We start from the raw sequence: 12,873 nt of genomic DNA, 5'->3' as shown, positions 1-12,873 counted from the left end.
CCCGATCCATGACCACTCAACGCAACCCGTGGCTAGCGCTGTTCGCGCTGGTCGTCGGCTTCTTCATGATCCTGCTGGATATGACCATCGTCGCGGTCGCCAACCCGGCGATCCTCGGGGCCTTCCATGATGCCGACATCTCCCAGGTGATCTGGGTGACCAGTGCCTACCTGCTGACCTACGCGGTGCCGCTGCTGGTCACCGGCCGACTCGGTGACCGCTACGGTCCCAAGAATATGTACCTGATCGGCTTGACGGTGTTCACCGGCGCATCGCTGTGGTGCGGTCTGTCCGGATCGATCGCGATGCTGATCGCCGCGCGGGCCGTGCAGGGGCTCGGCGCCGCACTCATGACGCCGCAGACCATGGCTGTGATCACCAGGACGTTCCCGCCGGACAAGCGCGGCGCGGCCATGGGCCTGTGGGGCGGCGTGGCCGGTCTCGCGACGCTGGTCGGCCCGATCCTCGGCGGCGTGCTGGTCGATGGGCTCGGCTGGGAGTGGATCTTCTACGTCAACGTTCCGGTCGGCATCGTCGCCTTCGCGCTGGCGGCGTGGCTGGTGCCGTCGCTGCCCACACATGAGCACAAGTTCGACATCCCGGGCGTGCTGCTGAGTGGTATCGGACTGTTCCTGCTGGTGTTCGGCATCCAGGAGGGCAGCACCTACGACTGGTCGCTGCGGATCTGGTTGATGATCGGCGCGGGTCTGGTCGTGCTGGCCGTGTTCGTGGTGAATCAGGCGCGCAATACCGGTGAGCCGCTGCTGCCGCTCGGCCTGTTCCGCGACCGCAACTTCGCGCTGTCGAATGTGGCCATCGCGGCGATGGGCGCGGCCGTGACCTCGATGATGGTGCCGTCCTACTTCTATCTGCAGGCGGTGCGCGAGATGTCACCGACCAAGTCCGCGCTGGTCTTCGCGCCGATGGCGATCGTGACCGGCATCTTCGCGCCGATCATCGGCAAGTTCGCCGATAGGCTGCACCCGCGCATCGTGCCGACCATCGGGTTCATCGGATTCTCGGCCTCGGTCTTCTGGTTCTCGGCGGTGATGGACCCGCATTCCTCGATCGTGTGGTTCCTGCTGTCGGCCGCGCTGGCCGGTGTCGCCAACGCCTGCATCTGGGCACCGCTGGCCTCGACCGCGACGCACAACCTGCCGGTCCAGCAGGCGGGTGCGGGCGCGGGCATCTACAACACGACCCGTCAGGTCGGCTCGGTGCTCGGCAGCGCCGCGATCAGTGCGCTGATCGCGGCCCGCATGACCGCCAACGGTCTCGGCGGTGGCAAGGTCGCCGAAGGCGGTGCGGGACAAGGCCCGATCCCGGAATTCGTCAAGGACGCCTTCAGTACCGCACTGAGCCAAGCCATCCTGCTCCCCGCGGGCATCCTGTTGATCGGCGTGATCGCCTCGGCCCTCTTCGTCCGCCACGGCCAATCGCTGTCGGCGGGCCCGAAGGACAAACTCGCCAAGGCCGACACCGTCGCCGCCTGAGTTCCGTATGCCCCGTGCGCCGTTCGCGCACGGGGCACACGCGTATCGGCTCGAGTCAGCCCACTTGGACTGTGGCGGAGGGGTAGCCGGTGGCGCCGTCGGGGACTACGGGGGCGCGATCGGCGGTTTGGGTTTCGCCGGTGCCGTCGGTGGCGCGGGCGCGGATGGTATGGGAGCCGGAGGTGGCGTTCCAGTCGTAGACCCATTGGCGCCAGGTGTCGATGGATTGTTCGGTGGACAGGCGGGCGGGTTGCCATGGGCCGTCGTCGATTTGGACCTCGACGGCTCGGATGCCGCGGTGTTGGGCCCAGGCGACACCCGCGATGGGGGTCGAGCCCGGTTTCACCTTCCCGCGTGCGCGCGGGGTGTCGATGCGGGTGCCGGTTTTGATGGGGCCGTTGGCGGACCAGCCGCGGCGGGTCCAGTAGGCCGTGGCGCGGTCGAAGCGGGTGATCTCCAGTTCGGTCACCCATTTGGTGGCGGAGACGTAGCCGTAGAGACCGGGGACGACCAAGCGGGCCGGGTAGCCGTGGGCGACCGGAAGTGGTTCGCCGTTCATGCCGACCGCGAGCAGCGCGTCGCGGCCGTCGGTGAGCACGGCCAGCGGGCTGCCCGCGGTGAAACCGTCGATGCTGTGCGACAGGACCATATCGGCGTCCGGATGCGGTCCCGCCTCGGCGAGCAGTTCGGCCAGGCGATAACCGCGCCAGCGCGCATTGCCGATCAGATCGCCGCCGACCGGATTCGAGACACAGGCCAGCGTCACCAAGGTCTCGACCGCCGTCCGCTTGGCGAGATCGCCCCAGCCGATGACGATTTCGCGATCCACCATCCCGTGGATCCGCAGCGACCAATCGTCGACCGACACCTGCGGCACGATGAGCGCGGTATCGATCCGATAGAAATCGCTGTTCGAGGTCAGATACGGAGTCAGCCCCGGCAACTTCAGATCCGTATCGGGCGCGAGCGGCACCGCCGGAGCGCTCGGCTCGGGCAACTGAATCGCCGCCCGCTCACCGGACACATTCCGCCGCTGCGCCCCGATCAACCGTCCACCGACTCCGCTGAGCAATGCCAGCCCACCGGTAATAGCGATGCCACGCAGCAACTGTCGCCGCTGCGGCAGCGCGACCGACCGCTCGGTGGCAATCTGTCGTGTGGGTGCTGTCTCGGCCGCCGCGACAGCACGGGCCGCTGGTCCTGCCGCAGCGCCCCGGGGCGAGTCAGCAGTGGATCTCGGCGTCGCGAGTGACGGTGATTTCGTGCCGGATTCGGTGTCGCTCACCGCTTGCTCGGTCGCTGGTTCGATCGCACTGGATGCGGCTGGAGCTGACGCGTCCGGGCTGGATGAGGCGCTGCCGTGGGCAGTGGCTTCCGGGGTTGCCGATGATGCCGAACTCGAGCCCGAGGTCTGCGGCCTTGCCGATGTGCCGTCGTCGGATGTGCTGGCTTCCGTTGGTGCCTCGGGTCGGGGAGAGCCAGTCAGGGTAGTGGCGACCGCGTCATCTATGCGGGCGGTGAGCACACGCAGTGCGTAAATGCCTGCGGCGACGCCGATTATGGTGGGCCAGGCGGCGGACAGGCCGGTGCGGCCGATGGCGATGGCGGCGGTGAGCAGGCCGAGGGCGGCCAGCAACCAGGATCCTCGGGGGTGCGCTGTTCGTTCGACCGCGCCGGCGAATCCGGCGACCAGTACCGCCACGAGCGCCATGCAGGTGAAGAGCAGAGTTTTGTCGTTGGTGCCGAAGGTTTGGATCACCCATTCGCGCACGCCATCAGGGGTGTGGTCGATGACGGTCGAGCCGAGCGCGTTGGGCGGGGCGCTGTCGGGGCCGATGAAGGCGGCAAGCAGTTCGGCGACACCGAGTGCCAGACCGGCGGCGACGATGCCCGCCATCACCCGAAAGCGCAGTTCAGCCATGGTCCGAGCGTACTGCCGCGCAGGGTCGGGGGAGTATGACCATTCGGTGACGTGTGCGTCAGTCGTCGGCCTGGTGGCACTGGCTCGCCGCGGGACCGTGAGTACAGCGTGAGGTGGCCGGACCTCGTGCCCTTGGCGGACAGCTGGTTCGACGGTGGCGCAGTACTCGGCCGCAAAAGCGAAGGCGCCGTCCATGATTCACGGACGGCGCCTTCGAAAGCCGGCCTCAGCCGTAGATCTTCTCCACCTCGGTGGCGTACTGCTTCATCACCACGGCGCGCTTCAGCGACATCTTCGGCGTCAGCTCACCGGTCTCCTGCGTCCAGTCGACCGGCAGAATGCGGATCTTCTTGATCGCCTCGGCGTGCGAGACCTTCTTATTGGTCTCGGCGACCGCGGCGTTGATCTCCGCGACCAGCGCCGGGTTCTCGATCAGCTGCTCGATCGGGGTGTCGACCGGCAGGCTATTGCGTTCTTTCCAGCCTGGCAGCGCCTCCGGATCGAGGGTGATCAGCGCGCCGACGAACGGCTGGCCGTCGCCCACCACCATGACCTGGCTGATCAGTGGGTGCGCGCGCAGCGAATCCTCGAGCAGACCGGGGGAGACGTTCTTACCGCCCGCGGTGACGATGATTTCCTTCTTGCGGCCGGTGATGGTGACGTATCCGTCGCCGTCGATCGCGCCGAGGTCACCGGTCTTGAACCAGCCATCGGCGAAGGCGTCCTCGGTGGCTTCGGCATTGCCCCAGTAGCCGTTGAAGACGACCGATCCGCGCACCAGCAGCTCACCGTCCTCGGCGATCTTCACCGCATGGCCCTCGATCGGCTTGCCGACGGTGCCGACGCGGATATTGCCGGGGGTGTTCACGGTGATGGCCGCGGTGGTCTCGGTGAGTCCGTAGCCCTCGTAGATGGTGACGCCGACACCGCGGAAGAAGTGGCCCAGGCGCGCGCCGAGCGGTCCGCCACCGGAAACCGCCGCCTCGCACTGCCCACCGAGCGCGACCCGCAGCTTGCCGTAGACGAGCTTGTCGAACAGGGTGTGCTTGAGCTTGAGCACCAGGCCCGGTCCGCCGTTGTCCAGCGTCTCGCTGTAGGCGATGGCGGTTTCGGCGGCGGCATCGAAGATCTTGCCCTTGCCCCCGTCGTGCGCCTTCTGCTTGGCGCCGTTGAAGACCTTCTCGAAGACGCGCGGCACCGCGAGGATGAAGTGCGGGCGGTAGCTGCCGAACTGCTCGACCAGGGTGGACCAGTCGGCGGTGAACGCGACGATCACCTTGGCGTCGAACGCGGCCAGCGTGACGGCACGCGCGAAGACGTGCGCCAGCGGCAGGAACATCAGCGTCTTCTTGCCCTCGGTGACGTAGCGCTTCAGGGCGATCCGGTCCGACTGCGACTCCGCGTAGAGGTTCGCGTGCGAGAGCATGACGCCCTTGGGACGGCCGGTGGTGCCCGAGGTGTAGATCAGGGTGGCCGGGGACTTGGCGTTGACCTCGGCGCGGCGCGCGTGCACGGCCGCGTCGTCGAGATCGGCGCCGCGGGTGATCAACTCGTCGATGGCGCCCTTGTCGATCTGCAGGGTTTCCTTCAGATCGGGCAGTGTGCCCGCCTCGATCTCGTCGATGACCTTGCGGTGCTTGTCGGAGTCGACGACCAGCAGCTTGGTGGCGGAGTCCTGCAGGATCCACTTGGCCTGCTCGGCGGCCGAGCTGTCGTAGATGGCGACGGTGCAGCCACCGGCGGCCCAGACGGCGAAGTCGAGCAGCGCCCACTCGTAGCGGGTGGGGGCCATGATGGCGACGCGGTCGCCGAGTTCGATGCCCGAGGCGATCAGACCCTTGGCCACACCGGTGACCGCCGTGGCGAATTCCGCCGCCTTGATTTCCCGCCAGCCGCTACCGTTCGACACGTTGAACAGCACCGCACCGGGCGACTGCTCGGCGTGCCGGAAGACGTTATCGGAATTGTTCGCGTCTTCCGGAATGGTGTAGGAAGCCGGGACTTCGAACTCTCGCATCAGTGCCCTTCCACGTGGGTTTACTCGCCAGTAATCTACGACACCTGTGACGTGGACGTCAGCGCGCCCACCAGAAACATGTCCGGTTGGAAACCAGCGGCCTGCTCACAGACCTATCCTAGGTCGCGCAACGAGACCGGTTGGACTGCTTCGCGCAGGAAATCGGCCAATTCGGTCAGTGCCGCCGCGGCCGGGCCGACGAGCGCGGCCTGCAGCTGCGCGACGTGCCATAGCCCCTGGCTCTCGGTGAACCGAGCGTGCACACCCGCCGCCCGCAGCGCCGCCACGAACTCCACGCACTGCGCGTGCAGCAGCTCGCTGACATCGACCTGCACATAGGTCGGCGGCAATCCGGTCAGCTCGCCGTGCAGCGGTGCGTAGCCGGTGTCCTTCCCGTCGCCGTCGCCGAGGTAGGCGGCGGCGCAGGCGCGCGACCATGGACGGCTGATCACCAGATCGCGGAACTGCTCCGGGACCTGATTCGGGTCGACCCACGGCGCGATCAGGCCGAGCGCCGCCGGGGTGTATCCGCGTTCGGCGATCAGGCGCTGCGCGGTGGCCAGCGACAGCCCGCCACCCGCCGAATCGCCGGACAGCGCGATCTGTTCGGGTCGGTAGCCGATATTGCCGACCAGCTCCATGAAGGCTGCCTCGGCGTCGTCGAGCCCGGCCGGGAACGGATGCTCCGGTGCCAGCCGATAGTCGAGAACGTAGACGGCGCAACCGGTTTCGTGGGCCAGGCGGGCCGCCAACGAGCGATGCGTCGCGAGCGATCCGACCGCGTAGCCACCGCCGTGCAGATAGAGTACGGCTCCTCTGAGCAGGCCCGGCTCGGCCGAGCCTGCGGTGATCCGTTCCGCGGGCCGGCCGCCGAGCCGCAGCCGGTGCACGACCGTGCCCGAGGGCCGAAACTGTGCGCGCGAACCGATATCGAGCAGCAGCCGCTGCAGCTGCCATGGCAGCCGCGCGTTCAGCGTGGCTCGGAAGATCGGAGTCAGCAGCGTCCGCGCGATGGGTAGCGGAATATTGATGTCACGCATAGGTTTTCCTCGATTCCCGGGCGTGCGTGCCCGGTCGCCCCGGCCGCAGGGCTCAGGGCAGGAAGGGACGGTTCACCGCGGCGGCGATGCGCTGGTAGCCGGAGGCGGTGACCCGGACGAACAGATCCAGCACCTTGGCCTCCCAGCCGATCAGCACTCGGCCGTGCCCCTTGCGGACGCCTTCGGTAATGGTCTGCGCGGCCATCTCCGGCGTGTGAATGGCCAGCTTCTTGTCGAACATCGATGCGGCGCTCGTGCCATCGATGCCATCGGCGTAGGTGGCGTTGCGGGCGACGGCGGTTTTGATGCCGCCGGGATGCACACAGGTCACCTTGACCGGATGCTTGCCGACCAGCATCTCCTGACGCAGCGATTCGGTGAATCCGCGCACCGCGAACTTGGCCGCGTTGTAAGCACTCTGCCCGGGGACCGCGATGAGGCCGAACAGGCTGGAGACGTTGACGACGTGGCCCTCGCCCGATTCGATCAGCAGCGGCAGGAACGCCTTGGTGCCGTTGACTACGCCCCAGAAGTCGACATCCATGATGCGCTCGATGTCCTTGAACTCCGAGCGGATCACCTCACCGTGGTAGGCGATGCCGGCGTTGTTGTAGATCTGGTGCACCTTGCCGAAGTGTGCCTTGACCGCGTCGGCGTAGAGCAGAACGGCGTCGCGCTCGACCACATTCAGTCGGTCGGACTTGATCTCGGCCCCGTACACCTCGCAGCGGCGCACGGTCTCGGCTAGGCCGTCGGTGTCGATATCGGAGAGCGCGAGCTTGGCTCCGCGCTTGGCCAGGTTCTCGGCGAGTGCTCGACCGATACCGGAACCCGCCCCCGTGATCACGCAAACTTTGCCTTTGAAGTAAGCATCATCGCTCACTGTGCTGCCACCACTTTCAATTCATCGCGGGAGGTGTCGACGGTCGTCGTGTCGTAGGCGGAGACGTCGAAGCTCTTCGTGAGCCTGCGGAATTCGAAGGTGAAATCCGGCCACAGCGTGGTGTTGTTGCCGTGCTTGTCCAGGTACCAGCTGGCGCAGCCACCGGTGTTCCACACGCTCTTCACCAGTTTGCCCTGAATTTCCTTGTTATAGGAGTCCTGCACGTCGCGTTTGACCTCGACGGTGCGCAGGCCGAGCCGGTCGACGGTGGCCAGCGCGTCGGCGATGTAGTTGATCTGCGATTCGATCATGTAGACCATCGAAGTATGGCCCAGACCGACGTTCGGGCCGACCAGGAAGAACATATTGGGGAAGTTCGCGATGGCCGAACCCTTGTAGCCCTGCTGGCCGATCTCGTCGAATACCTCGCTGAGCGTGCGTCCGTCCTTACCGGCGATGGTGTCGTACGCCGGTGAATCGGTGACATGGAAACCAGTCGCGACAATGAGGGCGTCGATCTCGCGCTCGGTGCCGTCCTTGGTGACGATGGAATTCTTGCGCACCTCGGCGATGCCGTCGGTGACCACGTCCACATTCGGGCGACTCAGCGCCGGGTAGTAATCGTTGGAGATCAGCATGCGTTTGCAGCCGATCCGGAAGTCCGGGGTGACCTTCTCACGTAGCTCCGGATCGCGAATCTGACGCCGTAGTTTGACCTTCGCCATCAGCTCGAATATCTCCATCAGCGCGGGGACCTTGGCCAGTCCGACCACCTGGGTCTCGCGGGCGGCGTAGATGGCCGCGCGCGAGAGTCGCTGGAAACCGGGGATGTGCCGGAAGGCGAGACGCTCGGGCAGCGTGTACGGGCGGTCCATACGGGGGAGCAGCCACGGCGCGGTGCGCTGGTAGACGTCCAGGTGCGCGACCTTCGGCGCGATGGACGGCACGATCTGGATGGACGAAGCGCCGGTGCCGATGATGGCGACGCGCTTGCCGGTCAGGTCGGCATCGTGGTTCCAGCGGGCCGAGTGGAAGAGTTCGCCCTCGAAACCGTTGATGCCCTTGATATCCGGCAGCGCGGGTTCGCACAGTCCGCCGACCGCCGAGACCAGGGTGTTCGCGGTGAAGCTGCCCTGACTGGACTCGATCTGCCACAGGTTGGTGGCGTTGTGCCAGCGCGCGTGGGTCACATCGCAGTTGAACAGGTGCTTGTCGAGCACGTTGCACCGCTTCGCGACGCCCTGGATGTATTGCTGGATCTCGCCCTGCTTGGAGAACGAGCGCGACCAGTTCGGGTTCAGTGCGAAGGAATACGAGTACAGCTGTGATGGCACGTCGCAGGCTGCACCCGGATAGGTGTTGTCGCGCCAGGTGCCGCCGACATCGCTGCCGCGTTCCAGCACCAGGTAGTCATTGCGGCCCTGCTGGCTCAGCCGGATCGCCAGGCCCAGACCAGCGAATCCGCTGCCGATGATGATGGTCTCGACGTGGCGGGCTGGCCGGTCGCCGACAGCTTTGTCTGTAACCCTACGACTCATATAAGCGAGCGTACGGTCTTATTGAGCATGAGTCAACAGTATTGACTGTTGTTCAGTAGGATGTCGGTGTGCGTAGCAAAGGTGTCGGTGACATGGTGAAGCGAACCCGCCTCAGCCCGGAAGAACGTCGCACGCAGCTGATCACCTTGGGCACCAAGATGCTTGGCGAACGCGCCATCGAAGACATCTCGATCACCGAGATCGCCGAAGCGGCGGGGATCTCCCGCGGACTGCTCTTCCACTACTTTCCGACGAAACAGGACTTCCAGTCGGCGATCGTCCGGCAGGCGAACGCCGAGCTGCTGGAGCGCGTCGCGCCCGACCGCTCGCTCGGTGTGTTCGAGATGCTGCGCGACTCGATCGAGCGGTATATCGACTATGTCAGCGAGAACCGCAACTCCTACGTATCGCTGCTGCGCGGTCCCGCCAGCGTTACTCCGGAACTGGTTCCACTGGTCGACCAGACCCGCGACGCCATTATCGGCATCATTCTCACCGAAGCGCCGGTGCCGATCGATGACGCCGAGCGTCCACGCCTGACCCTTGCCATGCGGGGCTGGATCGCCTTCGTGGAGGAGACCACCCTCACTTGGCTGCGCAACGAGACGATCATCCGGGCGCAGTTGGTCGATCTGCTGGTCGAATCGCTACTCGCCCTTGCGCTTTCGCTCAATCCCGCGCTCGCCGCGGCTCTGCGTGGGTGACCGGTCGCGCGGGATTGTCGCCTTTCGTCGGCGTATACCCGGGGCCGGGTGGCAGGTCAGGGCAGGTAGGGGGCGAGTTGGTGGACGGCTTCGACGGGGTGCTTCGCCTGAATTGTTTCGGCGATCGGCTGGTACAACCACAAGCCCTGTGCGGAGCGGAACAGTTTGCCCATGACGAAGCCGGTCGATCCGCGACCGCCGTCCAGTTCGTAGCGGGCGAATTCGGTGTTCGACATGCCATCGATCAAGCGGCAGAACGCATTCTGGATCTGTCCGAACGGTTGGCCCGTGTAGGAAGTGATGACGAAGCACACGGTGGTCACCGTCGGCGGCAGTCGGGTCAGGTCGACGGTGATCAGTTCGTCGTCCCCTTCACCCTCCCCGGTCGTGTTGTCTCCGAGCAGCCGAACCGCCCCGTCCTGCGACGCAAGTTGTTCGTGGTAAACGACATCCGCGATGGAGTCGCCGGTGAACAACAGCGCTGCGGCATTCAGGTCGATATCTGGCTTACCGCCCAGCCACCGAAGGGCTTCGGGGTCCCACCCCAGCCCCATCGTGACGAACGCAAATCCTTCTTCATTCTCCAACGCAGCTGACACGGGGCCCTTCTCCGCAACGCGATGTACGGCACAACCGCCATCGCGCCGTTCCCTCACTCTAGGTGGTAACCCCACCAGCACGTCCGAAACTTGCCACGGGGCAGCATCATCCAGTGGGTTCAGTCGAGTGGCGCGGTTCAAATCAAGCAGGTCGGTGTCGGATGAGGGCGGTCCGCTGCGAGGTCCGCTGCCAACTGCGCAACCGTTTCCGTCGCGCAGACGCGGTTGTCGCCTACTCCGCCGGTGGCGCCCCGTTTCGCCCAGCCGACAACGTACAACCGCTCGAGCGGTTCGCCGGTCTCGCGCGAGACCACTTTTCCTCGCCGATTCAGCACGGCCCCGTTCTCGCTCACTGGGATACCGTCGATCTCCTTGGTCGTGAAGCCTGCCGCGCAGATCACCGAGTTCGCGATCAACCTTCGTCCCGAGGCTGTTACTACGGCAAGTTCCCCGAGGCTCGTTCCTTCGATATTTGTCACATCGTTTCCGAAGGATAAGATGACACGAAGCTTGCCCCGATATACCTTCGACAGGTTGCCGTCGTCGGAAATATCGACGGTAGGTAATTTCGAAATATCCCGAAGTAGTGGACTGGTCGCGCGCGCGTTCACGGCGGTTCCGGCCCCGTCGAGCAGCACTTCGATATCCTCGAGATCGAGAAGCTCATAGAGCGCCGACGGTGTGAACGATGTACGTTCCGGAGCCGACCGCGACAAAACGACCAGGTCCGTCACCATTTCTCCGCGAGCGGCACCGGCGCGAATCCGCGAGACATGTCTGACAACATCGAGTGCCACATTTCCCGCGCCGACGACTACGCACTTGGGTCCGATAGGTCCATGCGAGAGTGGGTCGGACAAGCCGCAATTCTCGGCGAATAGGATGTCCTTCGCCTCATATACCCCAACGCGACGCATTGTGTCAGCGAAACCGATTTTCCGCGGTTCCAACGCGCCGGACGCCAGCACTACGGCGTCGAAGCTGGTTCTGAGGTCGGCAACGGAAACGTCGATACCGACTTCGGTGTTGAAGACAATTTCGACACGGTCATCCTTGAACGGCACTTCGAAGAGCCGGATCATATCTCGAATCTCGGCATGGTCACGCGAGACGGCCCTGCGCAGCAGGCCCCCGATCTCGCCGTGCTGTTCGAACACCGTGACGCGGACCGAACTCGATCGGCGCAGCAATTCGCGCACTGTATACAGAGCTGCCGGTCCCGACCCGATGACGGCGATCCGCAGCCGATCGTACGGGCTTCCCAATGGTTGCTCGAAGCTCGCGCGCTGCGGCGCCGGGCCGAGGAAGACCGGTTTCGGCGCGAAGAACTCTCTGCTCCGGACGGCGTACCGATTCTCGGCGATGGTGAGCGCACCCTCGGGTTTGATGGCGGAGGCCGGGCACGCGTCCACACAGGCGGTGCAGTCGATACATGACCGAGCGTCTATGTGCAGTGTTTCCGCAGTTTCGAAACCGGGCTCACCCGGGGCTGGGTGGATACAGTTCTGCGGACACGCCTTGACACAAGACGCATCCTTACAGCAGTGCCCCAAGATAACGTGTGCCAATTACCCTGACCTGTCTAGAGAAGATTCGACTTCCGGTAAACCCAGCGCGCGCTCGAATTCAGCAGACCTTCTTTGTTCATAAATTCTATAAAGGGCTCGGCAGCCTTTCGGAACATCATCCTGTGGTGTTCATTGGCATCGATATCGAGCTTTACCGCATTCCAGTCCAAGCCCAGATCTTCATACACTCTGCGATTTATCAAGCTCTTCGCTATCACGTGCGTGCCTATCGCGATGACCAGCGAACTGAAATAACGTCGAAGACTTGAAGTTCCGGCCAGCCGGTCGCGAATCTTTCGGCGCGCGAACACCATGTGCCTGGATTCTTCGACAACGTGGATATAAGAAGTCCGGCGAATGGGCTCGGCGACGTTTTCGCTCGCCATCCAGTCGCGTTGCATGACATCGAAAATCTCTTCTCCGGCCAGGACGATTCCATACGCCGCCTCCTCCCAGGCGAACGACCGAAACAGAAATCCGAGGACGGAAAGTATGCGGTCACGTGGATAGAAACGCGATCCGATGCTGTCGACAGCATTGACCAACATCAACGAATGCAGATTCTCGTCCGCGCACTCGTTGAACAGGAATTTGACGTCGGGCCGCGCCGGGTCCGAACTATGATTTTTACGCAACAGTGCTACCTGTAGCCCCATTTCCAGCCAAATTCCAACGCCCAGGAACTGGGCAACCTCGCATCTGGTGAGCCGAATCCGCTCATCCTCGGACATGCCTGCCCAAGTTCGAGTTCCGAACAGCGGTGACCACTCGGGCGTCATCCCATGAAGCCGGCTGTCATTCGATCCAGGTTCGTAGACCAGGGGGTCTCTCGGGTCGAAGGAAAGTCGAGTAGCCGAGCCCAGTAGGGCCTTGAACAACGCGTCACTATCAGAAGACGTCATTATACTCCTTCAATCACCCCCAGCGATAGAGGCGATGGTCACAATAGTGCTCATAGCGAGATCGTCCCGGGCGCGCCCGATGAGTGGGACAGGACCTATCCCGGTAGCGAGCCGCGCTGCGGGTCCTGGTCCGCGCGCATCCACTGGCGATGGTTCATGGCAGGCCTCCGATCGGCGCGCGAGCGTCGTTCTCTGATTGGGAGAATGA

General features: G+C 64.5%; 10 protein-coding genes. 2 read left to right on the top strand and 8 right to left on the bottom strand.

The genetic code is table 11. From position 1 onward, the window contains the following. The first annotated feature begins 8 nt into the window (after window positions 1-8). Window positions 9-1,493, top strand: coding sequence for a DHA2 family efflux MFS transporter permease subunit (locus OG874_RS27965; protein ID WP_330250093.1), 1,485 nt, complete (start codon window positions 9-11; stop codon window positions 1,491-1,493). 55 nt (window positions 1,494-1,548) lie between these two features. Here OG874_RS27965 and OG874_RS27960 read toward each other — a convergent pair whose 3' ends face one another. From OG874_RS27960 to OG874_RS27940, 5 genes are all read right to left on the bottom strand, one after another. Then, a complete protein-coding gene (locus OG874_RS27960; RefSeq protein WP_330250092.1) occupies window positions 1,549-3,414 on the bottom strand; it encodes a molybdopterin-dependent oxidoreductase in 1,866 nt (621 codons plus the stop codon). A gap of 226 nt (window positions 3,415-3,640) precedes the next feature. Further along, window positions 3,641-5,431 (bottom strand): AMP-dependent synthetase/ligase, encoded by a 1,791-nt coding sequence (locus tag OG874_RS27955; protein ID WP_330250091.1) that lies wholly within the window; start codon window positions 5,429-5,431, stop codon window positions 3,641-3,643. 113 nt (window positions 5,432-5,544) lie between these two features. Then, window positions 5,545-6,471: an alpha/beta hydrolase gene (locus OG874_RS27950; protein WP_330250090.1), complete on the bottom strand. Its 927-nt coding sequence runs from the start codon at window positions 6,469-6,471 to the stop codon at window positions 5,545-5,547. A gap of 52 nt (window positions 6,472-6,523) precedes the next feature. Next, complete coding sequence (locus OG874_RS27945) at window positions 6,524-7,354, bottom strand: SDR family NAD(P)-dependent oxidoreductase (RefSeq protein WP_330250089.1); 831 nt, start codon at window positions 7,352-7,354, stop codon at window positions 6,524-6,526. Beyond that, entirely contained in the window at window positions 7,351-8,892 is a 1,542-nt protein-coding gene (locus OG874_RS27940) for a flavin-containing monooxygenase (protein WP_330250088.1), read from the bottom strand. The genes OG874_RS27945 and OG874_RS27940 overlap by 4 nt, the downstream gene beginning before the upstream one ends. Before the next feature lie 92 nt (window positions 8,893-8,984). Between OG874_RS27940 and OG874_RS27935 the strand changes: the two genes are divergently transcribed. Next, window positions 8,985-9,596 (top strand): TetR/AcrR family transcriptional regulator, encoded by a 612-nt coding sequence (locus OG874_RS27935; RefSeq protein ID WP_330250087.1) that lies wholly within the window; start codon window positions 8,985-8,987, stop codon window positions 9,594-9,596. A gap of 56 nt (window positions 9,597-9,652) precedes the next feature. On the opposite strand, the gene OG874_RS27930 is transcribed toward OG874_RS27935, so the two are convergent. From OG874_RS27930 to OG874_RS27920, 3 genes are read right to left on the bottom strand one after another with little or no spacing between them, the layout of a single operon-like run. Further along, window positions 9,653-10,336: a TerD family protein gene (locus OG874_RS27930; protein WP_330250086.1), complete on the bottom strand. Its 684-nt coding sequence runs from the start codon at window positions 10,334-10,336 to the stop codon at window positions 9,653-9,655. Further along, entirely contained in the window at window positions 10,333-11,748 is a 1,416-nt protein-coding gene (locus tag OG874_RS27925; protein ID WP_330257445.1) for an FAD-dependent oxidoreductase, read from the bottom strand. The genes OG874_RS27930 and OG874_RS27925 overlap by 4 nt, the downstream gene beginning before the upstream one ends. A 29-nt stretch (window positions 11,749-11,777) precedes the next feature. Continuing rightward, a complete protein-coding gene (locus OG874_RS27920) occupies window positions 11,778-12,665 on the bottom strand; it encodes an AurF N-oxygenase family protein (RefSeq protein WP_330250085.1) in 888 nt (295 codons plus the stop codon). Window positions 12,666-12,873 lie beyond the last annotated feature (208 nt).

Source organism: Nocardia sp. NBC_00565 (genome assembly GCF_036345915.1).
GTDB lineage: Bacteria > Actinomycetota > Actinomycetes > Mycobacteriales > Mycobacteriaceae > Nocardia.
Note: the sequence above shows the minus strand (reverse complement) of the source record. Positions and strands in the feature narration are given on the sequence as shown.

Coding starts and splice junctions, on each gene's coding strand:
- OG874_RS27965 (WP_330250093.1), top strand. CDS start 9: ATGACCACTCAACGCAACCCGTGGCTAGCGCTGTTCGCGCTGGTCGTC.
- OG874_RS27960 (WP_330250092.1), bottom strand. CDS start 3,414: ATGGCTGAACTGCGCTTTCGGGTGATGGCGGGCATCGTCGCCGCCGGT.
- OG874_RS27955 (WP_330250091.1), bottom strand. CDS start 5,431: ATGCGAGAGTTCGAAGTCCCGGCTTCCTACACCATTCCGGAAGACGCG.
- OG874_RS27950 (WP_330250090.1), bottom strand. CDS start 6,471: ATGCGTGACATCAATATTCCGCTACCCATCGCGCGGACGCTGCTGACT.
- OG874_RS27940 (WP_330250088.1), bottom strand. CDS start 8,892: ATGAGTCGTAGGGTTACAGACAAAGCTGTCGGCGACCGGCCAGCCCGC.
- OG874_RS27935 (WP_330250087.1), top strand. CDS start 8,985: ATGGTGAAGCGAACCCGCCTCAGCCCGGAAGAACGTCGCACGCAGCTG.
- OG874_RS27920 (WP_330250085.1), bottom strand. CDS start 12,665: ATGACGTCTTCTGATAGTGACGCGTTGTTCAAGGCCCTACTGGGCTCG.